Origin of the sequence: Rhizobium sp. Rhizsp82 (assembly GCF_047325115.1) — a bacterium.
GTDB lineage: Bacteria > Pseudomonadota > Alphaproteobacteria > Rhizobiales > Rhizobiaceae > Rhizobium.
This window is the reverse complement of record NZ_CP168570.1, coordinates 1,059,698-1,085,241: the sequence shown is the minus strand read 5'-3', so window position 1 is coordinate 1,085,241 and position 25,544 is coordinate 1,059,698. Positions and strand designations below refer to the sequence as shown.

Here is a 25,544-nt window from a genome sequence, read left to right as displayed (position 1 = left end):
TCAAGAGACATCAGAAGCGATCGGCAACCTGGATACCGGCAGGGCCAAGAATGACGGCAACGAGCACCGGCAGGAAGAACAGGATCATCGGAACGGTGAGCTTCGGCGGCAGCGCGGCGGCCTTCTTCTCCGCCTCGTTCATACGCTCGTCACGGCCTTCCTGCGCCAGAACGCGGAGCGCCTGGGAGATCGGCGTACCGTAGCGGTCTGCCTGGATCAGTGCCTGGGTGACGGACTGGACGAGCGGGATCTGCGTGCGAGTGCCAAGGTTTTCGAGCGCTTGGCGACGGTCAGGCAGGAATGAGAGCTCAGCAGTGGTCAGGACCATTTCCTCAGCCAGCGGCGGCGACTGCTCGCCAAGCTCTTCCGAAACGCGGCGCATCGCAGCTTCGATGGAGATACCCGATTCCACGCAAATCAGCATCAGGTCGAGCGCATCCGGCCAAGCACGTTTGATCGAATGCTGGCGCTTGCTCATGCGGTTGGAGATGAAGATGTTTGGCGCATAAAAGCCGAGATAGGCAATGCCGATAACTGCAAAAATCCTGATCGGCATGGGCTTTTCGATCAGATGCCCGAGACCGAAGATATAGAACGCGCCAACTGCGAGAAACAGAAATGGCAACAGGAAACGGGCAACCAGAAAGGTATTGAGAGCGTTTTCGGAACGGTAGCCCGCCGCCCTCAGCTTGTTCATAGTGTTCTCATCGACCAGCGCTTCGCGCAGATTGAAGCGCTCGACGATCTGGCGGACAGAGCGGTTATTATGAGCGCGAAGGGATGCCTTGCTTGTAGACCCCTCCGAATTCATGCGCGCACGTTCGCGAGCACGAATCTGGTCACGCTCGGACGAGACGGCACGCATGCGCTTGTTAAGGTCACCGCGTTCGAAGAACGGGACGGCGATCGTGTAGAGCGTTGCGAACACCGCGATCGCGACGAAGAGCGCGACAAGCATGGCCGGATCGGTCAGTCGCGTGGCAAGATCCGAAGACATGGTTCGCGTCCTCTCCGTTAGATGTCAAAGCTGACCATGTTGCGCATGACGAAGATGCCGATCGACATCCAGACCGCCGAGACGCCCATGATCAAGTGACCGCGCGGGTCGGTAAAGAGAATGAGCATGTATTGCGGCGAGGTCAGATAGACGAGCGTCGCGACGACGAAGGGCAGCGCGCCGATGATGACTGCGGATGCCTTGGCTTCCATCGACAACGCCTTGACCTTGGCTTTCATCTTCTTGCGGTCGCGCAGCACCTTGGACAGATTGCCGATCGCCTCAGACAGGTTACCACCGGCCTGAGACTGGATGGCGATGACAATCGCGAAAAAGCTGACTTCCTGAAGCGGCATGTAATTGGTCATGCGCATGCAAGCATCGGGTACGCTGAGGCCAACCTGCTGCGATTCAACAACACGCCGGAATTCGCTCTTGACGGGGTCACGGCCTTCGTTGGCGATCAGGCGGATTGCATCGTTCAGGGGGAGACCCGACTTGATGGAACGAACGATGACATCGAGCGCGTTCGGAAATTCATCGAGAAACTTGTTCTGACGGCGCTTGATGAGGAAGCCGAGAATCCAGCGCGGCAGGCCGAGGCCGGCAACAACGGGGATTGCGAGCGTGACCAAAGTCGGCGCGCCTGCAAGGAAGGCGATCGTCATCAGGAAGAACCCAACGAAACCGCTGATCGTATAGAACCGTACAGGCGTTATAGAAAAACCGGCCTGGATCAACCGCGATTTCAAAGACAATTTACGTTTGGAGTTTTCCTGCTGGCGCTTCTCCAAATCTTTCAGATTGTCCTGGACCGACTTGCGGCGCTTGGACATTTCCTGAACCCGGTCGCGTGCCGCCTTAGTCTTTGCGTGGTCCACTTCAGCCGAGCCAACACGGCTCACGCGGCTTGCGGCTTTCTTCTCGGTTTCCATCCGGGTGAAGAGAACGCCGTAGCAAACTGCACCCGCGGCAACTGCAACGAGGAGAATGATACCGAGAACGACTGGATCAAGCCCGAACATCATGCCCCCTTCGACTTTGCTTCCATCTCATCGAGAGCAGCGGCCAGGCGCTTTTCTTCATTGTAGTAGCGGGCGCGGTCCCAGAAATTCGGCTTGCCGATACCGGTCGACATATGGCGGCCGAGGAGGCGGCCGGCGGCATCTTCGCCTTCGATCTCGTAGCGCATCAGGTCCTGGGTGATGATGACATCACCTTCCATGCCGATCACCTCGGTGATCGCCGTAATGCGGCGCGAGCCATCGCGCAGACGAGCCGCCTGGATGATCACATCAATAGAGCCTGCGATGATTTCGCGGACGGTCTTGGCGGGCAGGCTGAAGCCGCCCATGGCGATCATCGATTCAATACGGCTCAAGCATTCGCGCGGCGAGTTCGAGTGGATCGTGCCCATCGAGCCATCATGGCCGGTGTTCATCGCCTGCAAGAGGTCAAAAACCTCGGGTCCGCGCACTTCGCCGACGATGATGCGTTCAGGACGCATACGAAGGCAGTTCTTGACGAGATCGCGCATGGTGATCTCGCCTTCACCTTCGATATTCGGAGGGCGCGTTTCGAGGCGTACGACATGCGGCTGCTGCAGCTGAAGTTCGGCCGTGTCTTCGCAGGTAATGACGCGTTCGTCACGGTCGATGTAATTCGTCAGGCAGTTCAGCAGCGTCGTCTTACCGGAACCGGTACCGCCGGAGATAACGACGTTGCAGCGAACGCGGCCGATGATCTGCAGCAGCGTCGCGCCCTCGGGCGTGATCGCGCCGAAGCGGACCAGCTGGTCCAGTGTCAGCTTGTCCTTCTTGAACTTACGAATGGTCAGTGCCGGACCGTCGATCGCCAGTGGTGGCGCGATAACGTTGACACGCGAACCGTCAGGAAGGCGGGCGTCGCAGATCGGGCTCGATTCATCGACGCGGCGGCCGACCTGACTGACGATGCGCTGGCAGATCGACAGGAGCTGCGAGTTGTCACGGAAGCGGATTTCCGACTCCATCGTCTTGCCGCCGACTTCGATGAAGGTCTGGCCGGCGCCATTGACCATGATGTCGGCGATGTCATCGCGCGCCAGCAGCGGCTCGAGCGGACCATAACCGAGAACGTCGTTGCAGATATCTTCGAGCAGTTCCTCCTGCTCGGAAATCGACATCGCGAAGTTCTTGATCGTGATGATGTCATTGACAATATCGCGGATTTCTTCGCGCGCACTCTCGCCATCGAGCTTGGCAAGCTGCGACAGGTCGATCGTATCGATCAGCGCCGAAAAGACCTGCGTCTTGGTGTCGTAATATTCTTCGGTACGAACCGGGCGGCGGCGCTGCGGCGTCTGCATCGGCGGCGGCGCCATCTGCTGGCGGGCATTTTCCCTGGCGGGCTCGACGAGGACCTGGGGCGAGCTGGATGCCGGTGCGGCAGCGGCAACCGGCGGCGGTGGCGCTGCTACGCCGCCGGCCTTTCCGAAACCATCATTTCCGCGTTTTCCGAACATGCCAATTCCAATCTACGCTTTACGTTACTTGCCGCGCTTCAGAAGTCCGAGAAGGCCGCCGCGCTTCGCCTTCTTCACGGCAACGCGGCCGGTGACGATGTGCGAAAGCTGCGAGAAGGTTTCCGCTGTCGGCGACTTGGGATCCATTTCGGAGATCATCCGGCCACTGTTTGCGGCATTGCCGAAGAGGTTGATATCGAAGGGGATGATCGCGATCGGATCGGTCTCCAGCGGCTCGCAGAAGTCGCCGGGAGCAATTTCAGGGCGCTTCGGCATGCCGACCTGGTTGAGGATCAGATGCGGCGCCTTGTCGTTCGGGCGCAGCTTGCGCAGCGCGTCGAGCATGTTCTTGGTGTTGCGCAGGTTCGCGAGGTCGGGCGCGGCGCAGATCACCACTTCGTCTGCGGCGCCAAGCACGGAGCGCGTCCATTCCGACCAGACATGCGGAACATCGAGAACCGTAACCGGGGCGCTCCGCTGCAACACGTCGAGAACCGGCTGGAATGCGTGACCATCAAAATCATAGGCGCGATCGAGGAGCGATGGCGCCGCCAGCATCGACAGATGCTCCGAGCATTTCGTCAGCAGGCGATCGAGAAATACTTCGTCGAGGCGCTCCGGCGCGTAGACGGCTTCGGCAATACCCTGCGTCGGATCTTGGTCGAAATCGATGTTCGCCGTGCCATAGGGAAGATCGAGGTCGGCAAGGATCGTTTCTGTCGAGAACAGGCTGGAGATGCCGAAGGCGCAGTTGTGGGCGATGGTCGAGGCACCGACGCCGCCTTTTGCGCCGATGAAAGCAATGCTGCGGCCAAGCGGCTCGGCATCCGGATCGACGAAGATCTGCGCCATGGCCATCATGACATCGGGCATGGAGACCGGCTGCACCATATATTCGGAGATGCCGTTGCGGATCAGTTCGCGGTAAAGCGCGATATCGTTGTAATAGCCGACGATGACGACCTTGGTCGAGGGATCGCAGACGCTGGCGAGCGGCGCGAGCTCGGCGAGCAGGTTTGCAGCGTTCGCCTTGGTCTCGAGAATGATGAGGTTCGGCGTCGGCGTCGTCTGGAACATATTGGCCGCAGCTGCGATGCCGCCGCTGGTGATGCGCAGGCTGACCTTGGAGACACGGCGGTCGTTGCCACAGCGCTCCATCACTTCCTGCAGCGCTTCGCTCTCGCAGAAGGCGTGAACCGAAATACGCGGCAGGGGCCGCATATTCTCGAGATCGGCCATGCGAACGGATTCCTCGGCGTTGCGAAGCTCCGTCGTGTTCTTGATCTCGTATTCGACTGCGCTCATCGTTCGATTCCGTACTTAGAAGCCAGAGTTGGACTGATCGAGCGTCGTCCGGTAGGTGCGATACTCGGTAATAGCGTCGTTGCGGCGCGCCGCATCGATCGGCGTCATGCCACGCGGCGCAATGAAGTCCTCAGGGTTGGCAACCTGCGCCGCCAGGTTGTTCTGATAGGCGCAGCCGAAATTGTAATAGTTCTGATTGTCGAAGCCGCCGCCGATATCCTTCGGCCACTGGCCGCATTGCGTCGTGACGGCGGTCGTACCCGTGAAGGTCAGGCGGATGGGTGCCGCATCTCCGCCGCCAGCCGCAGCATAGGAGGCGTAGACAATCTTGGAGGTCGAGATGCCGCGCGAAGCAAGCTCGGCGCGAACCTGACCGCGCAGCTGGCTGACCGCCGAGGCGTTGGCGGAGCCCTGCGGCGACATCAGGTAAACCGGGCCGGACGCGCGCGACATATACGTCGTTGCGAATCCGCGAATGAGATCCTTTTGAGCGATGGTCAGCCGGCGATCCGTGGTGGCAACCGGGATATCGACAGCCTGCTCCGCTTCGGTCACGACGATCGGGTGGCGCTGGCGGTAATCGTCGGGAATGCCGCCGGTCGTCAGATTGTCGCGCGGCGCCGCGCAGCCCGTCAGAGCGGCCGCCGCCAGCAAGCCGGCCATTGCCAGCAATCTCGGAGCGTTTGTCTTCATCTGTGTCATACCGGCCACCGCCTGATTGGACTTCATCATAATCGTTTCCAGCCGCGCCGTTCTCATTTGTAGATAAACCCGATGGAGCCATGGAACTGCGCGTCGGCGACCGGCGCCTCTCGGCTGCCGTACACCTTGTTCACACGGTTCATGAAGAAGGCCTGGCCGTCGTTCTCCGGGCTAAAGTTATCGTCCGGACGGTTCAGCTGATTGCGGGCAACCGGGCGCACCAGATAGGGCGTAGCGATGATCACCAGCTCGGTCTCTTCGCGCTGAACGCTTCGCTGGCGGAAGAGCGTGCCGAGCAGCGGGATCTTGTTGACGCCCGGCGTGCCATTCGAGGTCTGCGAAACGTTGTCGCGGATCAAGCCGGCAAGGGCGATCGAGCCGCCGGACGGAAGTTCCACCGAGGTTTCGGCCGAGCGGCGCTGATAAGTCGGTGCAGAGCCTGTCGCCGACGGAGCGGGCTCGGAAACATTGGTCTTGATCTCGAGGCTTATGCGGCCCGATGAGAGGACGACCGGCTTGAAGCCGAGATTGATACCGTAATTGTATGGAACGACAGTGACGTTGCCGTCATTGTCAGTCGTGGAATACAGAACCTGACCACCGGAATTGAAGGTCGCGGCCTGCCCAGAGATTGCGGTCAACGTTGGCTCGGCGAGCGTTCTGACGACCTTGGCCTGCTCAAGCGCATTCAGGTAGGTCGAGATATCGTATTTCCCGATCGACGACTTGAAGAGCGCTGCGAGACCACCACCAGCGACAGACGCGGCGCCATCGACGGCCGGCGCTCCGAGCTGCGCGACCGTCAGGCCCGATGAGCCGGAAACAAGATTGTCAAAGCCGATCTGCTTGAGGATTTCGCGGCGAACCTCAGCGATCGTCACCTTCAGCGTTACCTGATCCTCGCCCTGGATCTGCAGCAGATTGACCACTTGGGACTGCTGGCGAGCTTCGGCGAAGAGGGCTACGTCGCCCTGTTGCGCGCTGCTCGATGCCGTCTCCGTACGCGTCGTCGCTTCGCCACCCTTCAGGAAGGCGCCCGCCAGGTCAGCTGCCTGCGACGCATCCTGGGGCGTACGCACCGTGCCGGTCAGCACGATATTGTCGGAGACGATCTCGACATTGATGTTCGAGTCCGGAATGAAGCGCTTCAGATTTGCCTCGAGACCGGAAACGTCGCGCTCGATTTCGATATCGAGGCTGACGACTTCCTGACCGTCAGCGCCAAAGATGAAGATGTTCGTCTGGCCAACCTTCTTGCCGAAAAGATAGATGCGGCGCGACGTACGCGTCACGGCATCCGCCATCGACGGATCGGAAACGAGGATATCATGCGCGTCCTCAGGCAAATCGACGACGACCGCCTTGTTGAGGCCGAGCTTCAGGCGGCGATGGGCACCAGGACCGCTTTGCGAGATGCGGACAATGCCGTCGGCGTCGGCAAATGCACTTCTGGCGCCGAAGACCGGCGCCATGAATTCCGGCACGAGACCCGTCAAGGTCACTGTCATGGACAGAACAGTATTGAGCAGAAGTTTCGTGCGCCGTGTTGTCTTGATCATCCCAACGTCCTCATTCTGCCTTTGGCGCGGCGCTGTCGGTGACGATCGCGCCTGACTTGATGATCTGAACCATCGCGTTACCGTTATCGCCGCTCAGCAGGTAATCGGCGGCGCCCGTATCCTGTTCCTGCGCATCGGCGACGGAGCGCAGCGTCAGCGAGAGGCGATCCGCCATCTGCTGTGCGACAATCAGAACCTTTGCCTGATCGGGGGTGAGCTCAAGTGTCGCGGTCGAACCAACGACTGCCTTGGAACCGTCCTCCTTTTCCTGGATCGACTGGTCGATCGCCAGGACGCGCACATTGCTCAGGACGCTTTCGGTGACAAACTTGTCCGACCCCTGCCCTTTGCGAACCATGATGACGTCAACACGGTCGTTCGGAAGAATGAAGCCACCGGCGCCAGTTGCGACCGAGATTTCGGTCGCAACTGCGCGCTTGCCGGCAGGCAGGAGCGCAGAGAGAATCCGACTGTTGGAGTCAGCCACCTTCTCCGGGCGGATCGGCTCGCCCTCGAAGATCGGCAGGCGCACGACGGCGCCTTGCAGGTCCTTGAGAGCATCGGGCTTGTCAGTCTCGGTGATAAACCCTTGTACGACACCGTCCTGCGGCCAGGGCATCCAATGGACGGCCTTGTCGTCGATGCGCGCGCCGACGGGAAGATTGGCGCTGGAGACCAGTACGTTAACCGTCGGTTCCTTTTCGACGACCGACTGAACCTGAGTGACCACGCCACCGCGTCCAGCGAGCTGCATCGCCAGCAGGCCGGCCAAGCCGGCGGCGACGACGGCCACTGAAAGAATAAGAAGACGGGCGGGTTTCATCGATCATTCCTCGGGACGATGCATATTCGTCCCGCAGAATGCTCAGGAATTGGTGTAATTATAGTTAACGGAAGCCTTACATTTTAAGTTAACAGGCACTTAAAATGCCGTTATTTCAGGGCTTCCAGCGTTGTCATGAAGATTGGGGAGGATGGAAAGGCAACAAAGCCGCCGGCCGCGATCGCGATGCCGTAAGGGATTTTCTTGGCCAGAATCAGCGAATTCGGCAGCGGCAGGCCCATCGCCAGAATGGTGTTCGATTGCGTTCGCATCAAGAGGATGGCAAACGTCAAAACGCCACCAAACAGACCGACGGCTGAAACGAAGAGCAGCTGCGATTGCGTAAAGCCGAACCAGAGAGCGGTGGCCGACAGCAGTTTTGCGTCCCCTCCCCCCATAATGTTCGAAGCAAAAAGCGCAAAGCAGACGGCAAATACAATCAGTGCCGCAAGCAAACTCATGGCAATCGCGGCAATAGGAAGACCGGCCAATGGTGCGATGATGAGGAAGGCGGCGGCCATGAGAAGCGATACGCGGTTGGGTATCGTCATCGTCAACAGGTCAGATGCCGCGGCCATGGCCAGGCAGAGCGGAAATACGACGAAAACAAATGCCGCTATCATGAGGCTCCTCGCACCAATTAAGAAGGCCCACCGCAAGGTGAGCCTTCAGGGAGGCGTTGTCACGCAGCTCCGAACACGGCCATTAGTTCGTCTTGTTGGCGAGCGTCTTGGACAGGTTCGAGAACGTGTTGTTCAGCGTGCCGCCGAGGCTCGTTGCGCCAGTGATAAGTGCTACGGAAATGAGCGCTGCGATCAGGCCGTATTCAATGGCGGTCGCGCCAGATTCGTCCTTCAGGAAACGGCTTACAAGCTTGGTCATGTCTAACTCCTAACTCCAGTTGATGTTCAGCACGTCCGCCAACTGTTGCCGTTGATCGGATTGCCTCAACCTAACGAGGCGCTGTTTCAATCGGCTTAAGGAAATGGGTTACTGGATCGTTAATGCTAAAGTAGAGCAGCCCATGGTAATTGATTTATTAGCGGATGTATTACTATTTTATCCATATGCAAAAGACTATGAAACGCAGCTCCTTCAGGATGTTCTATTCTAGCTCACACGCTTCCTTGAAATGATACACACTTGCTAATGGAGCTGGGAAAATGTCCGGTTTCAGGATGAATTCCCCACCGGGCTGACGAATTGAGGGACTCTTAAGTCTTCATTCACCAATTTTTTCCATGCTGTTTTGAAATTCTGCCGGAGTTCATAGAGAGAGCCCATGTCGTCACGCGGCAAGACCATACTCATTGCCTGCATTGCCGCTCTGCCGTGGCTGACGGGATTTAACGCTGCAGTAGCAGAAGAAGATATGCTTCGGGTCTATATGGATCACGCGCGCGTGCTGAAGCTTGACCGTGCGGTCAGCAAAGTGATCGTCGGCAACGCCAAAGTCGCCGACGCTACCGTCGCCGATGCAAAGACGATCGTTCTGACTGGCCGAAGCTACGGCACGACCAACATCGTGCTTCTCGACTCCGATGGGAACGCCATTCTCGACCAGACGATCCTCGTGTCGATTGACGAAGGCAACACCGTCCGCGTCTATCGCCAAACGGACCGCTCCGTTCTTTCCTGCTCGCCGGCTTGCGAGCAGCATACGCAGCAGGCTGAAACGCCCGCTAGCGGCGGATAAAGACATCTTTACAGTTCCGTTAAACTATTGATCCGCTCTGAAACGGAAAATCAACGAACGCGCCATAGGATCGGTGCATGACAAGCCTGCCGACCAGAGCCGATCCAGAAAATGGCCATATTGCCCTGCCGGCGAAGCCGCGCCCTGGGCGTTGGCGGACATTTGCGCGTTCGCGTGACGGCTCCGCGGCAATCGAGTTCGCGCTGCTCGCAATTCCCTATTTCATGGTGATCTTTGCGATTATCGAAACCTTCGTTGCTTTTGCGGCCGAAGAACTGGTTTCGAATGCGGTTGATACTATGAGCCGCAGGATGCGTACCGGCCAGATCACTTACAATCTTGGGCGAACCACCGACGTGAACACGGCCGTCGCTTTTCGCACCGCGTTCTGCAACGAAGTATCGATCCTGATCCAGTGCTCGGCTGCCGAGATCGCGACGCCGAGCAAACTCTTTCTTGACGTGCGGACGTTCACGAACTTTTCGGATATGCCAACGACGATCCCGATGAATGCGACCGGATTGGATCCGTCAGGAATGCAATACAGCCCTGGTGGATCAGGAACACGAAACATGGTCCGGGCCTATTATAAATGGCAGGTCATCACTGACCTCGTCCGCCCCTACATCACACCCTATACAACAACGACCGGTGCCCGGCTGAACGAATACCTGATCGTAGCAACCGCCGCATTCCAGAACGAGCAATATCCGTGATGATGTGCGCGCTGAATCGCTCCCTTCGCCTCAAATTCATGCGGCTGTTACGCGATCGCAGCGGTGTCGGTGCGATCGAGTTTGCGATCCTGTTTCCAATCCTAGTGATGCTCTACATCGCGGCGTTCGAGATCACGGTTGGCCTGAGCGTCAGCAAGCGGGCGGCGCGCGCCGCCGGTTCCGTTGCCGATATTGTCACCCAGCAGCAGAGCGTTACGAAGAGCTCGCTGGCGCAGATCAGCTCGGTCGCAAACGCGATCTTTTTCCCGTTCAACACCACGAAGGTGCAGATCAAGCTGACAGGTATCACGATGGATACGAGCGCCAACGCCAAGGTTCTGTGGTCGTGGCAGAATAGCTCGACGACGGCGCCCTATGCAGTAAATTCCACGGTCTCGACCGTTCCGGCGGATATGGCGAAGCCAAGCAGCTTCCTCGTTCGCGCAGAGCTCAGCATTCCATATCGCTTGCTGGCGTTTACGCCCGCCTTCCTGCCTGGCGACATGCAAACCCTGACAATCAGCCGGACCTATTATTACCGCCAGCGCCAGAACGACAATATCCCCTGCGGCGACTGCTGAACCCCTCCCTACAATTTGCCAAGCAAGCACGGGCGTTATATGCCTGAGCGCCATCGCGGCGTGATGCCGCACAGCAATTGGTCTGATGATGGCACGTGCATTTCTTTTCGTACTCGATTCCTTCGGTGTGGGCGGGAGCCCGGATGCCTCCAGCTATGGCGACGAGGGCGCTGATACGCTTGGGCATATCGCCGAGTTCTGCGCTGCCGGCGCTGCCGATCGCGCCGGGCTGCGGTCCGGGCCGCTCCTGCTTCCGAATATGACGGCTCTCGGGTTGCTGCAGGCGGCGAAGGCGGCGACCGGGCGGTTTCCGGCGGGGATGCCGATGCCGGAGAAGGTTTACGGCATTCATGGATGCGCGAGCGAAGTGTCCCGCGGCAAGGATACGCCATCCGGGCATTGGGAGATCGCCGGTACGCCTGTCACCTTCGATTGGGGCTACTTCCCGACCGAGGGCGACGCCTTTCCGCCGCAGCTGGTCGAGGCGCTCTGCTCGGCGGCCGATGTGCCCGGCATTCTCGGCAATTGCCATGCTTCGGGAACCGAGGTGATCGCCCGCTTCGGCGCGGAACATATCCGCACGGGCAAGCCGATCTGCTACACGTCGGCTGATTCCGTCTTCCAGGTGGCTGCCCACGAGAAGCATTTCGGGCTTGAGCGGCTGCTTGGCTTCTGCCGCATCGCCCGGGCGCTGCTCGACAGCTACAATATCGGCCGTGTCATCGCCCGGCCCTTTATCGGCGAGACGGCCTCGACCTTCGAACGGACCGGCAACCGGCGCGACTTCTCCGTACCGCCACCGGAGCCGACGCTGCTCGACCGGCTGGTCACCGCCGAGCGCAAGGTCCACGCTGTCGGCAAGATCGGCGATATCTTTGCCCATCAGGGCGTTTCGCGGGTGATCAAGGCGAATGGCAACGAGGCGCTGATGGATGCGTCGCTGGCCGCCATGGACGAAGCCCAGGACGGCGAGCTGGTGTTCACGAATTTCGTCGATTTCGACATGGTCTACGGCCATCGCCGCGACGTTCCGGGCTATGCCGCCGCGCTCGAAGCCTTCGATGCGCGCCTGCCCGATGTTCACCGCAAGCTGATGCCCGGCGATCTTGTGATCCTGACGGCCGATCATGGCTGCGACCCGACCTGGCGCGGCACCGACCACACGCGCGAACGCGTTCCGATCCTTGCCTATGGACCCGGTCTGCGCTCGCGCGATATCGGGATCCGCAGAACATATGCCGATATCGGCGAAACGGTTGCCCGGCATCTCGGCATTGCCGCCGGGCCGCATGGGAGAAGCTTTTTATGACATCGCATTTGAGGAAGGTTGAGCTGCACTGCCACCTGGAGGGCGCGGCGGCGCCGGCGCTGACGCTCGATCAGGCACGCAAGTACAATATCGACATCACGCCTTATCTGAGGGATGGCGCCTATGTCTGGCATGATTTTGCAAGCTTCCTGGAGTGCTACGACAAGGTTTCCGAGGTCTACAAGACCGAGGGAGACTATGCGCTGCTGACGGAAACCTATCTCGCCGAGCTCTCCGGCATCGGCACGATCTATAGCGAGCTCATCGTCTCTCCCGATCATGGCAAGCGTATCGGCCTCGGCGCCGATGCCTATATCGAGGGCGTCTGCGAAGGCATTCGCCGCGCCAAGGCCAAGAGCGGTATCGAGGCGCGGCTGATCGTTACCGGCGAGCGCCATTTCGGCCCGGAAAGCGTGATCGGCGCTGCCGAATATGCCGCGAAGGCGAAGAACCCGCTGATCACCGGCTTCAACCTTGCCGGCGAAGAACGAATGGGCCGCGTGGCGGATTATGCCCGCGCCTTCGATATCGCCCGCGATGCCGGTCTCGGGCTGACGATCCATGCCGGCGAGGTCTGCGGCGCCTTCAGCGTCGAGGATGCGCTGAACGATGTACGCCCTGCGCGCATCGGCCATGGTGTCAGGGCAATCGAAAGCACCGATCTCGTCAAGCGGCTGGCCGATCTCGGCACCGTGCTGGAAGTCTGCCCGGGCTCGAATATCGCGTTGAAGGTTTTCCCGGATTTCGCCTCGCATCCGCTGCGCAAGCTGAAGGAAGCCGGCGTGCGCGTGACGATCAGCTCGGACGATCCGCCGTTCTTCCATACCTCGCTGAAACGGGAATATGAGCTGGCCTCCGATGCCTTCGGCTTCAGCGACGCCGAGATCGACAATCTGACCCGCACCGGCATCGAGGCGGCCTTCGTCGATGACGACACGCGCCGGGCGCTGCTCGCGAAGCTCTGACGCTCGCCGGCGCTGGGGATGATGCTGTGAAAATCGCCTGCACTCTTGCAGTCCGGGCGATTTAGATGGAAGAAACGTCGGATAACAATAATCAAAGGAAGGCTTGGCCATGGAAGGCGTAACCGTCATCGATCATCCGCTCGTCCAGCACAAACTGACGATCATGCGGCGCAAGGAGACATCGACGGGCAGCTTCCGCCGGTTGCTGCGCGAAATCTCGACGCTGCTCTGCTACGAGGTCACCCGCGATCTCGAGCTGACGATGGAGACCATCGAAACGCCGCTGCAGACAATCGAGTCCCCGGTCCTTGAAGGCAAGAAGCTGGTTTTCGCCTCGATCCTGCGCGCCGGCAACGGCCTGCTCGAAGGCATGCTCGACCTGGTGCCTTCGGCCCGCGTTTCGCATATCGGCGTCTATCGCGATCACGACACGCTGCAGCCGGTCGAGTATTTCTTCAAGGCGCCCGAGGACATTTCCGAGCGTCTGATCATCGTCGTCGACCCGATGCTGGCCACGGGCAATTCGGCGATCGCGGCAATCGACAAGCTGAAAGAGCGCGGTGCGCGCAATATCCGCTTCCTCTGCCTGCTCGCGGCACCGGAAGGCCTGAAGAATTTCCGCGCGGAACATCCCGATGTGCCGGTCTTTACCGCGTCGATCGACAGCCATCTGAACGAGCAGGGCTACATCATGCCCGGCCTCGGCGATGCCGGCGACCGCATGTACGGGACGAAGTAACGTCAATTTCCGATTTACCAAATCGGTGCACAAACATGGCCCGGATCCGCGATCCGGGCCATTTGCGTTTCGGCGTTAGCAACTTGTCAGCAATTATGGCGTAGCAGCTTGAGAATGAGGCCTCGCATGATGCGCGGTTTATGCAGGAAGGATTTCTGTTTCATGCTCATGCGTACAGTCATTTTCGCGAGCATTGCCGCGGCTCTGGCGACCCAGGTGCCCTCGCTGTTTCTGGCGATGAGCCCGCAGCCGGCCGATACCCCCGTTTCCGCAAATTACGTTTCCGCCGCACCCGATCAGGCTGCAGCGCCCTCGCCCATCGCAGGCAGCGGCAGCATGCGCCTGCAGGCTGACGCCCAGGGCCATTTCAACGGCGACTTCAAGATCAACGGCAAGCCTGTTCAGGGCATGATCGACACGGGCGCGACCTATGTGGCACTCAACGAAAGCCTTGCCCGCCGTCTCGGCTATGGCGGCAATCAGCTCGACTTCCGCTATGCGGTCAACACAGCGAACGGCCAGACCAAGGCCGCCCATGTCACGCTCGATCGCATGGAGATCGGCGGCATCCGGGTTCAGGGCGTCGAAGCCTTCGTTCTCCGTGATGATGCCCTGTCGCAGACGCTTGTCGGCATGAGCTTCCTGAAGAAGCTCGACTCCTATTCCGTCGCCGACGGCGCGCTCAGCCTCAAGCAGTAAGATCAGACGCGGCCAGATATGACCGGTGGCAGCTTCGGCTTGTCGCCGGATATCTTGTAATTCGCGATTATCGCAGCCGCGGCCCGCTCTGCCGCCGCATCGTCGGCGGCGTGGACGAAGGCGATCGGCTGGCCCTTTTCCACCTGCGTGCCGAGCGGCAGCAGGCCGGAGAAGCCGACGCGATGGTCGATCCTGTCGGATGGATGCCGCCGCCCGCCGCCGAGATCGATGACGGCCATGCCGGCCTCTCTCGCATCACAGCTTGCCAGCCAGCCGCTCTCCGGCGCCAACACCGGCTTCTGCACCGGCGCGGCCTTCAGATATCTGGCGGGGCTTTCGACGAAATCCGCCGGGCCGCCCAGCATCGAGACCATTCGTGCAAAGGTTTCCATCGCGTGGCCTGAGGAGAGCGCCTGGCGGGCGCTCACTTCACCATCCGCAAGCGACGCCGCAACGCCGCTCCCGACCAGCATCTCCGCAGCAAAGGCCAGCACGATTGCTTCCAGCCGTGTGCCGGCCTTCTTGCCGGACAGAAAATCAAGGCAGTTCCAGATCTCGACCGCATTGCCGGCAGCGTCCGCCAGCGGCTCGTTCATATCGGTCAGCAGCGCCGAGGTCTTCACGCCGGCCCCATTGGCCACTTCGACCAGCGAGCTCGCGAGCGTCTTCGCCTCATCGGCATCCGTAAGGAAAGCGCCGCTGCCGGTCTTTACGTCGAGGATCAGCGTCTGCAATCCGGCGGCAAGCTTTTTAGACAGAATGGAGGCAGTGATCAGCGGGACGGAATCCACGGTCGCGGTCACATCGCGCACGGCGTAGAGCTTGCCATCGGCAGGGGCTAGCGCACCCGTCTGGCCGATGATGGCGCAACCGGCTTCCTTCACCACCTTGCGGAACAGGACGGCATCCGGAGTGATCAGATAGCCTGGTATGGATTCGAGCTTGTCCAGCGTGCCACCGGTATGGCCGAGCCCGCGGCCCGAGATCATCGGCACGGCAAGGCCACAGGCTGCCGCGATCGGGGCCAGCATCAGTGAGACGTTGTCGCCAACGCCGCCGGTCGAATGCTTGTCGGCAATGGGGCGGTCGATGCCTTCCCAAGTCAGCATATCGCCGGAATTCGCCATGGCCAGCGTCAGCGCCACCGTCTCGGCCCGGGTCATCCCCTTGAACCAGACGGCCATGGCAAAGGCGCCGATCTGCCCCTCGGACAGATGCCCCTTTGCCAGCGCCGTGACGAAGGCTTCGATCTCTCCGGAAGAGAGCGTCTCGCCGTTTCGCTTTCGCCGGATGATCTCCTGCGGGATCATGCTCAGTAGCTCGAGGCCTTGGCGGGCGCGGGCTGCGTGCCGCCGAGAACCGCCAGGATATCGTCCAGCAGGCCGGACGCGCCGAAGCGGAACGTCGAGGGCATCGGCCAGTCCGGCGTCATGATCGTTTCGGCGAGGCTGAGATAGAGTGCTGCGTCGGCGACCGAACCGATCCCGCCTGCCGGCTTGAAGCCGACCTTGCGGCCGCTCTGGCGGATGGCGCGGATCATGATATCGGCGGCCTCGAGGGTGGCATTGACCGAGACCTTACCGGTGGAGGTCTTGATGAAATCCGCACCGGCTTCGATCGCCAGCTCTGAGGCGCGGCGGATAAGCGTGGGATCCTTGATCTCGCCGGTTTCGAGGATGACCTTGAGCAGAGTACCGCTGCCGCATTCGGCACGGATGGCAGAAACCATGTCGGTGACGGCCTTCTCGTTGCCAGCCAGGAACTTGCGATAGGGGATGACCAGATCGATCTCGTCGGCGCCGTCGGCAATCGCTTCGCGCGTTTCGGCGGCGACATCGGCGATTTCCATGTCGCCCGACGGGAAGTTGACGACGGTTGCGATCCTGACCTTGTGACCCTTGCCGAGCACGGTGCGGGCGCGGGCGACGAAACGCGGCCAGATGCAGATTGCGGCGCTGTTTCCGAAGGGCGTCTGCGCACGTTCGCAGAGCGCATCGATCTGCGCTTCGGTGCAGTCGTCCTTGAGGTTCGTCAGATCGAGCAGGGAGAGCGCGACTGCCGCCGTCTCCTTGTGCGTGTGATTAGTCATTGTTGCTTCCTCCACCCGCGACCATTTCCTTGAGGATGGCTGCGAGACGCGCGCCGCCAACGGGCGCCATGTCTTTCGTTTCGTCGTGGCTGAGTTCGGCACCGGTCATGCCGGCCCCATAATTGGTGATTACCGACGCTGCTGCAACCCTGAGGCCCAACATTCGGGCGATGATCACTTCCGGCACCGTCGACATGCCGACGGCATCGGCGCCGAGAATGCGTGCCATGCGGATCTCGGCCGGTGTCTCGAAGCTCGGGCCGGAGAACCACATGTAGACGCCGTGCGACAGCTTGATGCCGAGCTTCTCGGCGGCCTTGCGCATGGCGACCGTGAGATCGGCATCATAGGCATTGGTCATGCCGACGAAGCGGCGATCGCTTTCCTCGCCGATCAGCGGGTTGATGCCGGAATAATTGATGTGATCGGTGATCTGCATCACCGAACCCGGCGGCATTTCCTCGCGCAAGGATCCAGCCGAATTGGTCAGAAACAGCGACTGGACGCCGAGGCCCTTGAGAACCTCGATCGGCAGGCGCATGGCATTGGCATCGCCCTTTTCGTAGAAGTGCACGCGGCCCGAGAGCATGATGACGGGTACGCCGCCGAGACGGCCGGCAACGACCTCGCCTGCATGGCCGGATACGGCGCTCACGGGAAAGCCGGGCAGATCCTTGTAGGCAACGCGAACCGGGTTCTCCAGCTCGCCGACGAGCGAGCCGAGGCCGGACCCGAGAATGATCCCGTGGCGCGGCACGAGCCCGCCGAGCTTTCCGACGAGCAGGTCGATCGCCGCGTTCATCCGAGTTCGGTCTCGAAGCTGAACGGCAGAAGCTCTTCCATGGTCATGGTCTTCTTCACGCCCACCTCGTCACAGAGATAGATCTTGGTGTCCTTCGAGGCGAATTCCGAGATCTTCTGGCGGCAGCCGCCGCAGGGCGGGCAGAGCGGCAGCTTCTCGGCAATGACGGCCATCTCGACGATCTTCTTGGCGCCGCCCATGATCATGGCGCTGATCGCCGTCGGTTCGGCGCACCAGCCCTGCGGGAAGGAGAGGTTCTCGATATTGGCGCCGGTATAGACCTTGCCATCCTCGGCGCGGATGGCCGCGCCGACGGGGAATTTCGAATAGGGCGCGTGGGCGAAAGCCATGGCGCCGCGGGCGGCCTCGAACAGGTCGTGGGACATGGATCAACGCTCCTTCGTATAGGGCACGCCGCCGGCCTTCGGCGGGATTGCTACGCCGATGAAACCGGCCAGCAGCACGCAGGTGAGGACGTAGGGCAGCGCCTGGAAGATCTGCACCGGCACTTCGCCGATCAGCGGTACCTGCTTTCCCTGCATGAAGTTTGCCAGCGCATCAAGGAAGCCGAAGAGCAGGCAGGCGAACATGACGGGCACCGGCTTCCACTTGGCGAAGACGAGCGCGGCGAGCGCGATATAGCCCTTGCCTGCCGACATGTCCTTGATGAAGGCCGCCGACTGGGCGATCGCCAGATAAGTGCCGGAGAAACCGCAGAGGATGCCGGCGCACATGACGGCGCGGTAGCGCAGCCAGGTGACCGAGATACCGGCAGTATCGACCGCACCCGGATTTTCTCCGACTGCGCGCAGGCGAAGACCGAAGCGCGTGCGATAGAGGATCCACCAGGAGAGCGGCACCGCCACGAAAGCGAGATAGGTCAGGATGTTGTTGCCCGAAATCACATTCGCATAGAGCGGACCGATGACGGGAACTTCGCGCATTGCATCGGCGCCTGGCAGGATGATCGGCGAGAAGCGCGCCTCGCCTGCCAGCTGCGGCGTGCGCCCGCCCTGGCCGAACCAGGCTTGGCCGAGCACGATTGTGATACCAGCAATGAAGAAGTTGATGGCGACGCCCGAAATGATCTGGTTGCCGCGATTGGTGATAGAGGCGAAGCCGTGTACCAGGCTGAGCGCCACCGAGCAGAGGATGCCGGCAACGAGGCCGAGCCAGGCGGAATCGGTGACATAGGCGACGCAGGCGGCGGCAAAGGCCGAGCCCAGCATCTTGCCCTCAAGGCCGATATCGAAGACGCCTGCACGTTCGGAGAACAAGCCGGCAAGCGCGGTGAAGATCAGCGGTATCGACAGACGGATCGTCGAGCTGAGAACGCTGATGAAGATGTCATAATAATCCATCGCTCGCCCTCACTTGCCCGTTAGCCGCTGATAGATGTGAACCATCGCCGGGCGGAACATGTATTCCAAAGCACCGGCAAAGAGGATGACGAGACCCTGGATGACCAGGATCATCTCACGGGTGATGTTCGGCATCTCGAAGGAAATCCAGTCGCCGCCCTGATAGAGAACGCCGAAGAGGATTGCCGCGAAGATGATACCGAGCGGATGATTGCGGCCCATCAGCGAGACGGCGATGCCGACGAAGCCGGCGCCACCGACGAATTCGACCTGCAGGCGGGCAGACGCACCCATGACCGGGTTCAGTGCCATCATGCCGGCCAGTGCGCCCGAGAGCAGCATGGCGATCATGACCGTGCGGGCATAGGGGATGCCGGCGTAGGCGGCAGCCGTCGGGCTGACGCCGAGCGTACGCATTTCAAAGCCGAGCTTGGTGCGCCAGATCAGCAGCCAGACGAGCCAGGCGACGACAAGCGCGATGATGAAGGAGACGTTGAACGGCGCAGCACCGAGCTTGCCGCCGAATATCTCCATGATCCATCCGAGCTTCGGCAGCTGGCCGCCATCGAGGAAGGTGCGTGTTTCCGGCGCCATCTTGCCCGGCACGATCAGCACGTGCACCAGCAGGTACACCATCAGCGCCGCGCCGATATAGTTGAACATGATCGTGGTGATGACGATGTGGCTGCCGCGCTTGGCCTGAAGGTAGGCCGGGACGAAGGCCCAGGCAGCGCCGAAGATGCCGGCGCCGAGGACGGCGATCGGCATCGTCACATACCAGGGCACGTAATTGTCGAGCGCCAGCGCCACCAGCGCGCAGCCGAGACCGCCGAGATAGGCCTGACCTTCCGAGCCGATATTGAACAGGCCGGCATGGATGGCGACGGCGACCGAGAGGCCGGTGAAGATGAAGCTCGTGGCGTAAAACAGCGTGAAGCCGATGCCTTCGCCGCTGCCGAAGGCGCCTTCGATCAGCAGGGAGAGCGCATCAAGCGGGCTCTCGCCGATCAGCCAGACGACGAAGCCGGAGATGAGGAAAGCGACGAGAAGGTTCAGGAACGGGATGAGGCCGTAATTGATCCATCGCGGTAGGGGTACGGAAGCAGTGCTCATTCAGGCCTCACGCGGCAATGCCGGCCATCATCAGGCCGAGGGTCTGTTCACCGGCATCGGGCGTCTTCTCGCCGACGACATGGCCGGCAAACATGACAAGGATACGGTCGGAAAGGGCACGGATTTCATCGAGTTCGACGGAGACGAGCAGGATCGCCTTGCCCGCGTCGCGCATCTCGATGATCCGGCGGTGAATGAATTCGATGGCGCCGATATCGACGCCACGGGTCGGCTGACCGATGATGAGAGCCGACGGATCACGCTCGATCTCACGCGCGACGACGATCTTCTGCTGGTTGCCACCGGAGAAGTTCGCAGTCTTCAGGCGCGGGTTCGGCGGGCGGATATCGTATTTCTCGATCTTCTCCATGGCATCCTTACGGATGGCATCGAGATCGAGCAGCGGGCCTTTGCTATAGGCCGGCTTGCGGTGATAGCCGAGGACCGAGTTCTCGTATTCCTCGAATTTCAGGACCAGACCCATGTGATGGCGGTCTTCGGGAATGTGGGCGAGACCGAGTTCGCGCAGGCGCGCGGGATCGGCCTTGTCGATCGGCTGGCCGTCGAGCAGGATTTCGCCGGATGCCGGCTTGCGAATGCCGGCGATGGCTTCGAGCAGTTCCGACTGGCCGTTACCGGCAACGCCGGCAATGCCGACGATCTCACCGCCCCGGACATCGAAGGAGACGTTGTCGACCATGGTGACGCCGCGGTTGTCCTTCACCGTCAGGTTCTTGACCGACAGGATGACCTTGCCCGGATTGGATTCACCCTTCTGGACGCGCAGCAGAACGCGGCGGCCGACCATAAGCTCGGCGAGCTCTTCGACCGTCGTTTCCGCCGTCTTGCGGGTTGCGACCATCTCGCCGCGGCGCATGACCGATACCGTATCGGTGATCGCCATGATCTCGCGCAGCTTGTGGGTGATGAGGATGACGGTCTTGCCCTGATCGCGCAGCACCTTGAGGATGCGGAACAGGTGATCGGCTTCGGCCGGGGTCAGAACGCCCGTCGGCTCGTCGAGGATGAGAATCTCGGCGCCACGATACATGGCCTTCAGGATTTCGACGCGCTGCTGCAGGCCGACCGGAAGCTGCTCGATCAGCGCGTCAGGATTGACCTCAAGGCCGTATTCCTTTTCCAGGCGCTTCAGCTCGGCGCGAGCAGAAGCCACGCCCTTGGCGAGCAGCGCGCCGCCTTCGGCGCCGAGCATGATATTCTCAAGCACAGTGAAATTGTCGACCAGCATGAAGTGCTGGTGCACCATGCCGATACCGGCGGCAATCGCCGTCTGGCTGTCGCGGATCGAGATCGGCGTGCCATTGACGCGGATTTCTCCGGCGTCAGCGTGATAAAAACCGTAGATGATCGACATCAAAGTCGACTTACCGGCACCGTTTTCTCCGATGATGCCATGGATCGAGCCCTTGGCGACGGTAAGGTTGATGTCCTTGTTTGCGTGGACGGCACCGAATTTCTTATCGATGCCCACGAGTTCGATTGCGGGCGTGTCTGTCACAGCAGGCTCCAAATAAGAAAAGGGCGTATGGCGGTGAAATCAACACGCCATACGCCCATCTCAATCGCGGATCACTTCGGGCAAGCGTTGTCCGACGTGTAGTCGTGAACCTTGATGGTTCCTGCGATGATGTCAGCCTTTGCCTTGTCGACAGCAGCCTGCATTTCCGGCGTGATCAGCGACTTGTTGTTTTCGTCGATCGCAGCGGCAACGCCGTCTTCCTTGACGCCGAGAGCCTGAACGCCACCGGTGAACTTGTCGTTCTTGGTGTCGGAATAGGCGTTGTAAACGGCGAGGTCGACGCGCTTGACCATCGAGGTCAGGACCGAGCCCGGATGCAGGTAGTTCTGGTTGGAGTCGACGCCGATCGACAGCTTCTTGTTGTCGGCAGCCGTCTGGAGAACGCCGAGACCGGTTGCGCCAGCTGCCGCGTAAACGACGTCAGCGCCCTGGTCGATCTGGTTCTTGGTGAGCTCACCGCCGCGAACCGGGTCGTTCCAGGCAGCGCCGGTCGTGCCAGTCATGTTCTGGAACACTTCAACGTCGGCCTTGACCGAGCGAGCGCCCTGCTCATAGCCGCATTCGAACTTGCGGATCAGCGGAATGTCCATGCCGCCAACGAAACCAACCTTGCCGGTCTTCGATGCCATGCCGGCGAGAACACCAACGAGGAAGGAGCCTTCTTCTTCCTTGTAGACGACCGAACGGACATTCGGCTTGTCGACGACAGCATCAACGATGATGAACTTGGTGTCCGGGAATTCAGCAGCAACCTTTTCGACCGCCGAGGTCCAGGCGAAGGAGACGGCAACAACCGGGTTGAAGCCGCGGCTTGCGAAGTTGCGGATAGCCTGCTCGCCCTGCGTATCGCCGGTCGGCTCGAAATCGCGATAAGCGATACCGGTTTCCTTCTTGAACTTCTCAGCGCCATTGTAGGCAGCTTCGTTGAAGGACTTATCGAACTTTCCGCCGGTGCCGTAAACGAGAGCCGGCTTGATGTCAGCGGCGAGCGCCGTCGTGGACATCGCGGCCACGGCCAGGAGAGAAAGGAGGGTTTTTTTCATGAGTTGCAGCCCTGTTGTTGCTATTTGTTAGGGGTCCTCCCGCAAGCCTTCTGCGAGGCATGTCTGCGGAACCACCGGCCTCCCCCCGGAGGCCTGGCTTCGCGCATCCTTGCATGGCTGAATGAAAATTTCACGAGAAATTTTTCGGGTGGTAAAAATTTGCCGGGGATGCCGAAAATCAGTTCAATCAGGCTGATTTCTGCGCAAAAGCCGCTGCGAAACTGCTTTTTCGGTGATCAGGCCGTGAAGCGGCCTGCAACCGGGGGCTTCTTATATCCGACCATCCAGAGCAGCAGCGCAAGCACCAGAAACACGCCGAAAGCGGGCTGCAGCATCAGCCACTGGAAGATGAAAGCGTAGAAGCGCGGGTGGATATAATAGGCGGTTGCGGATTGCAGCGCCAAAAGCGAGGCGGGACTGACATCCTGCCAGGCATCGCCCATCGGCGTCATCACCACGGCGGAGGCCGCAACGGACTGGATGGAATCGATCGTCCCCGCGATCACCGCAACGGCAAGCGCGACAAGACTACTCAAACGCAACAAGAAACGCATAAAACCCTCCGGCGCACCCGATGCCGAGAACCCCGGCCAGCCACGCCATTTTCCGCCCTCAGCGCCACGATAAGTCCGTGTCCTGGAAAGCGCAATGCATGACGCGGGCGGAGTTTTATCCGAAGAAGTCAAAAATCTGTTAGATTTAGGTTGATCCTCGAAAATTCATCGGTATATATCGCGCCGTTCCAACGATTTGCGTCCACTGACGCCAATCAAAAAGCAGGACAGGTGGCCGAGTGGTTTAAGGCGCACGCCTGGAACGCGTGTGTACGTGAAAGCGTACCGTGGGTTCGAATCCCACCTTGTCCGCCATTTTTCTTTTTTCCCGACATTGCCATGCCTCGCGGTTGCGGCGCCACACGACAGATTGCCTGTCGAGCCACAGATTTTCTAGAATTCCCGCTGGCTCGTTAGCACCTTATTCAACCAATGAGAGCATATTCCCTGCGTTGCGGCGGGGAACTCAACTTCATGACTATATTCGGCGAGTCCAAGCTGGGACGGATTGGCTATGCAATCCTGCTGGTCCTCATGTTCTGCTTCGATTTCGCCAAAGACCCGATCGAGCGCTTCATCATGGCCCAGCATGACCAAGCCGCACGCGAGCTGATGGCGCCGCGGCCGGTTAGCGATGCTGCGGTTGCTGCGAAACGACCGGCCGGCAACGGCAAGAACATGCCGCTGATGTTTCCAGGGCAGGAGAAAGCTCTGAACGACCTCGTTGCTTCCGGCCGCAAGCCGACGCCGGAGGACATGGAGAAACTGCGAGCCGCTACGGCTGCCGGCGCGATGAACATGATTCTGGGCGGCGGCGCCTCGGTCGATCGCCGAGCGGCGGACCTTGCGGCACGCCGGTCGATGTTCGAAACGCTTCACTTCATTTCGGTGATCGCGATGACGGCCGTAACCGTCATCGGTCTCCTTTACATGGTATCGAGCAGAATTCGGCACATCGGCTGGCCGCAATATGTGATGCTGGTGCCGCTTGCCCCCGTCTTCATCCCGAAATTCGTGGCGATCCCGCTTCCTGACGTTGCGATCCAGGGGATCGCGATATTCTTCTACGCTGTGCTCCTGGTTCTGGCGCTTATTCCGGGAGACGGCCCGCGCCCTTCCGGTCGCTACCCGATGGGAGCCAGAGCGCCTGTACCTGCCAAGCGCAAGCCGGGGCAGTTCGGCAGGCTCGGCACGGAATAACTACCGCTCCTCCCCCTCCCAGCCGAACACGCTGCGACCGCCCCATTCCGGCGAATTCCTAAATTCGCCGGCAACGATCTCCTTGAGATCGGGGCCCGTGACATAGCGCTCCAGCTGGCGGGACTGGTCGTCGAGGCGTTTGAGGGCCTGAAGCTCTTCCTCGCGGCCGAGGCGGCCCTTCTGGACCGCCGATTTCATCACCTTGATGGTTTCGTCGTAAACCTTCAGCGGCACGGGGAATGGGTGGCGGTCCTTGCCGCCGTGGGCGATCGAGAAACGGGCGGGGTCGGAGAAGCGGTAGGGCGCGCCGTGGACGACCTCGGCGACCATGGCGAGCGCCTGGACGGTGCGGGCGCCGACACCGGGGACGAGGAGAAGCTGCTCGAAATCTTCAGGGCCACGATCCGCCGCGGCCGCCAGATTGCCGTGCAGACGCTTCATGTTGACGTCTTTTTCACGGACATCGTGATGGGCGGGCATGATCAGGTGCGGCAGGAGCATCTGGTCGGGGAGCGGGGCAGGCTTTCTCGTGTCAAGCGCCAGTGCTGCGGCTTCGCGGACGATGCGGTCGGGGCCGAGCGTTGCGAGGAGATCGAGCTGTCCGGCGCGGGAATGCTCGGCACGCCTGTCGGCGAGGTTGACGATGTTGCCTTGAGTGCGGCCTTCGATCGCGGCATGCGGCGAATTGACGAAGCTTTCCAGGCCCTCGGACAGCCAGTGATAGCGGCGGGCCTGCCTGTTGTCGCCGTTCATGCCTTGTTGAACTACCACCCATTTGCCGTCGTCGGTGACGATGAAGCCGTGGAGATAGAGGTCGAAGCCATCCTGGAGGGCGGCACTATCAACCTTGGCGACAAGGCGGCTTGCCTGCGCCAGCGCAGTGCCGTCGATGCCGACGCGGTTGCCGATCGCGGCCAGCTCGTCCGGGGTGCGCCGCGACTGGGCGCCGCGGCCGCCGCAGACATGCAGGCCGAGCTCGCCCGAGAGCGGCGTCAGGCCGCGCTTCAGCGCGCCGAGAACACTGGTGGTGATGCCCGAGGAATGCCAGTCCATGCCCATGACGGCGCCGAAGGACTGGAACCAGAAAGGGTGCGCGAGCCGCCGCAGAAATTCGTCGCGGCCGTAGTGATGCACGATCGCTTCGGTGACCAGTGCACCGAGCCTCGTCATCCGGTCGCCCAGCCATTTGGGAACCCTGCCGCCATGCAGGGGAAGATCGGCGCTGCCTGCTCTTTGAGCCATGGACGC

The 25,544-nt window shown here is 60.8% G+C and carries 27 protein-coding genes and 1 tRNA gene; 9 read left to right on the top strand and 19 right to left on the bottom strand.

What is annotated here, in order from left to right; translation table 11 throughout:
* Positions 1 to 10 precede the first annotated feature (10 nt).
* From ACEN84_RS09975 to ACEN84_RS09935, 9 genes are all read right to left on the bottom strand, one after another.
* Positions 11 to 997, bottom strand: a complete 987-nt coding sequence (locus ACEN84_RS09975) for a type II secretion system F family protein (protein WP_413710744.1) — start codon at positions 995 to 997, stop codon at positions 11 to 13.
* A gap of 17 nt (positions 998 to 1,014) precedes the next feature.
* On the bottom strand, positions 1,015 to 2,022 hold the full coding sequence (locus ACEN84_RS09970; RefSeq protein ID WP_413711289.1) for a type II secretion system F family protein: 1,008 nt from the start codon (positions 2,020 to 2,022) through the stop codon (positions 1,015 to 1,017).
* Complete coding sequence (locus ACEN84_RS09965; RefSeq protein ID WP_413710743.1) at positions 2,022 to 3,500, bottom strand: CpaF family protein; 1,479 nt, start codon at positions 3,498 to 3,500, stop codon at positions 2,022 to 2,024. Before ACEN84_RS09965 ends, ACEN84_RS09970 begins: the two co-directional genes overlap by 1 nt.
* A gap of 24 nt (positions 3,501 to 3,524) precedes the next feature.
* Positions 3,525 to 4,805, bottom strand: coding sequence for an AAA family ATPase (locus tag ACEN84_RS09960; RefSeq protein ID WP_413710742.1), 1,281 nt, complete (start codon positions 4,803 to 4,805; stop codon positions 3,525 to 3,527).
* Between the two features lie 15 nt (positions 4,806 to 4,820).
* Positions 4,821 to 5,534 (bottom strand): CpaD family pilus assembly protein, encoded by a 714-nt coding sequence (locus ACEN84_RS09955; RefSeq protein WP_413711288.1) that lies wholly within the window; start codon positions 5,532 to 5,534, stop codon positions 4,821 to 4,823.
* Positions 5,535 to 5,560: 26 nt separating this feature from the next.
* Positions 5,561 to 7,066: a type II and III secretion system protein family protein gene (locus ACEN84_RS09950; RefSeq protein ID WP_413710741.1), complete on the bottom strand. Its 1,506-nt coding sequence runs from the start codon at positions 7,064 to 7,066 to the stop codon at positions 5,561 to 5,563.
* A 10-nt stretch (positions 7,067 to 7,076) separates the two neighbouring features.
* On the bottom strand, positions 7,077 to 7,889 hold the full coding sequence (cpaB, locus tag ACEN84_RS09945; RefSeq protein ID WP_413710740.1) for a Flp pilus assembly protein CpaB: 813 nt from the start codon (positions 7,887 to 7,889) through the stop codon (positions 7,077 to 7,079).
* 110 nt (positions 7,890 to 7,999) lie between these two features.
* Positions 8,000 to 8,512, bottom strand: coding sequence for a prepilin peptidase (locus ACEN84_RS09940; RefSeq protein ID WP_413710739.1), 513 nt, complete (start codon positions 8,510 to 8,512; stop codon positions 8,000 to 8,002).
* An 82-nt stretch (positions 8,513 to 8,594) separates the two neighbouring features.
* A complete protein-coding gene (locus tag ACEN84_RS09935) occupies positions 8,595 to 8,771 on the bottom strand; it encodes a Flp family type IVb pilin (RefSeq protein ID WP_413710738.1) in 177 nt (58 codons plus the stop codon).
* Positions 8,772 to 9,171: 400 nt separating this feature from the next.
* Between ACEN84_RS09935 and ACEN84_RS09930 the strand changes: the two genes are divergently transcribed.
* From ACEN84_RS09930 to ACEN84_RS09900, 7 genes are all read left to right on the top strand, one after another.
* Positions 9,172 to 9,585 carry a pilus assembly protein N-terminal domain-containing protein gene (locus ACEN84_RS09930; RefSeq protein WP_413710737.1) on the top strand — a complete coding sequence of 138 codons (414 nt, stop codon included), beginning with the start codon at positions 9,172 to 9,174 and terminating at the stop codon, positions 9,583 to 9,585.
* Between the two features lie 77 nt (positions 9,586 to 9,662).
* Positions 9,663 to 10,301 carry a TadE/TadG family type IV pilus assembly protein gene (locus ACEN84_RS09925; protein WP_413710736.1) on the top strand — a complete coding sequence of 213 codons (639 nt, stop codon included), beginning with the start codon at positions 9,663 to 9,665 and terminating at the stop codon, positions 10,299 to 10,301.
* A 2-nt stretch (positions 10,302 to 10,303) separates the two neighbouring features.
* Positions 10,304 to 10,882, top strand: a complete 579-nt coding sequence (locus tag ACEN84_RS09920) for a TadE/TadG family type IV pilus assembly protein (RefSeq protein WP_413711287.1) — start codon at positions 10,304 to 10,306, stop codon at positions 10,880 to 10,882.
* Between the two features lie 88 nt (positions 10,883 to 10,970).
* Positions 10,971 to 12,191 (top strand): phosphopentomutase, encoded by a 1,221-nt coding sequence (locus ACEN84_RS09915; RefSeq protein ID WP_413711286.1) that lies wholly within the window; start codon positions 10,971 to 10,973, stop codon positions 12,189 to 12,191.
* The gene (locus tag ACEN84_RS09910; RefSeq protein WP_413710735.1) at positions 12,188 to 13,156 is read left to right on the top strand and encodes an adenosine deaminase; all 969 of its coding nucleotides are present in this window, start codon (positions 12,188 to 12,190) and stop codon (positions 13,154 to 13,156) included. Before ACEN84_RS09915 ends, ACEN84_RS09910 begins: the two co-directional genes overlap by 4 nt.
* A 109-nt stretch (positions 13,157 to 13,265) precedes the next feature.
* Positions 13,266 to 13,895 carry a uracil phosphoribosyltransferase gene (upp, locus tag ACEN84_RS09905; RefSeq protein ID WP_413710734.1) on the top strand — a complete coding sequence of 210 codons (630 nt, stop codon included), beginning with the start codon at positions 13,266 to 13,268 and terminating at the stop codon, positions 13,893 to 13,895.
* A 126-nt stretch (positions 13,896 to 14,021) separates the two neighbouring features.
* Complete coding sequence (locus ACEN84_RS09900) at positions 14,022 to 14,594, top strand: TIGR02281 family clan AA aspartic protease (protein WP_112714064.1); 573 nt, start codon at positions 14,022 to 14,024, stop codon at positions 14,592 to 14,594.
* Between the two features lie 2 nt (positions 14,595 to 14,596).
* On the opposite strand, the gene deoA is transcribed toward ACEN84_RS09900, so the two are convergent.
* The 9 genes from deoA to ACEN84_RS09855 form a co-directional block, all read right to left on the bottom strand.
* Positions 14,597 to 15,904, bottom strand: a complete 1,308-nt coding sequence (deoA, locus tag ACEN84_RS09895) for a thymidine phosphorylase (protein WP_413710733.1) — start codon at positions 15,902 to 15,904, stop codon at positions 14,597 to 14,599.
* A gap of 2 nt (positions 15,905 to 15,906) precedes the next feature.
* Positions 15,907 to 16,683, bottom strand: coding sequence for a deoxyribose-phosphate aldolase (gene deoC / locus ACEN84_RS09890; protein WP_413710732.1), 777 nt, complete (start codon positions 16,681 to 16,683; stop codon positions 15,907 to 15,909).
* Complete coding sequence (locus ACEN84_RS09885) at positions 16,676 to 17,485, bottom strand: purine-nucleoside phosphorylase (protein ID WP_413710731.1); 810 nt, start codon at positions 17,483 to 17,485, stop codon at positions 16,676 to 16,678. The genes deoC and ACEN84_RS09885 overlap by 8 nt, the downstream gene beginning before the upstream one ends.
* Positions 17,482 to 17,871: a cytidine deaminase gene (locus tag ACEN84_RS09880; RefSeq protein WP_037130908.1), complete on the bottom strand. Its 390-nt coding sequence runs from the start codon at positions 17,869 to 17,871 to the stop codon at positions 17,482 to 17,484. The genes ACEN84_RS09885 and ACEN84_RS09880 overlap by 4 nt, the downstream gene beginning before the upstream one ends.
* 3 nt (positions 17,872 to 17,874) lie before the next feature.
* Entirely contained in the window at positions 17,875 to 18,846 is a 972-nt protein-coding gene (locus ACEN84_RS09875) for an ABC transporter permease (protein WP_112714072.1), read from the bottom strand.
* A gap of 9 nt (positions 18,847 to 18,855) precedes the next feature.
* Positions 18,856 to 19,959: an ABC transporter permease gene (locus ACEN84_RS09870; protein WP_112714074.1), complete on the bottom strand. Its 1,104-nt coding sequence runs from the start codon at positions 19,957 to 19,959 to the stop codon at positions 18,856 to 18,858.
* A gap of 7 nt (positions 19,960 to 19,966) precedes the next feature.
* Positions 19,967 to 21,478, bottom strand: a complete 1,512-nt coding sequence (locus ACEN84_RS09865; RefSeq protein ID WP_112714076.1) for an ABC transporter ATP-binding protein — start codon at positions 21,476 to 21,478, stop codon at positions 19,967 to 19,969.
* A 71-nt stretch (positions 21,479 to 21,549) separates the two neighbouring features.
* Positions 21,550 to 22,542: a BMP family lipoprotein gene (locus ACEN84_RS09860; RefSeq protein WP_130279344.1), complete on the bottom strand. Its 993-nt coding sequence runs from the start codon at positions 22,540 to 22,542 to the stop codon at positions 21,550 to 21,552.
* Between the two features lie 236 nt (positions 22,543 to 22,778).
* The gene (locus ACEN84_RS09855) at positions 22,779 to 23,096 is read right to left on the bottom strand and encodes a hypothetical protein (RefSeq protein ID WP_112714080.1); all 318 of its coding nucleotides are present in this window, start codon (positions 23,094 to 23,096) and stop codon (positions 22,779 to 22,781) included.
* A 225-nt stretch (positions 23,097 to 23,321) separates the two neighbouring features.
* Between ACEN84_RS09855 and ACEN84_RS09850 the strand changes: the two genes are divergently transcribed.
* Positions 23,322 to 23,411: transfer RNA gene (locus ACEN84_RS09850), tRNA-Ser, on the top strand.
* A gap of 159 nt (positions 23,412 to 23,570) precedes the next feature.
* Entirely contained in the window at positions 23,571 to 24,296 is a 726-nt protein-coding gene (locus ACEN84_RS09845) for a hypothetical protein (protein WP_413710730.1), read from the top strand.
* On the opposite strand, the gene ACEN84_RS09840 is transcribed toward ACEN84_RS09845, so the two are convergent.
* On the bottom strand, positions 24,297 to 25,538 hold the full coding sequence (locus ACEN84_RS09840; RefSeq protein ID WP_413710729.1) for a DUF763 domain-containing protein: 1,242 nt from the start codon (positions 25,536 to 25,538) through the stop codon (positions 24,297 to 24,299).
* Positions 25,539 to 25,544 lie beyond the last annotated feature (6 nt).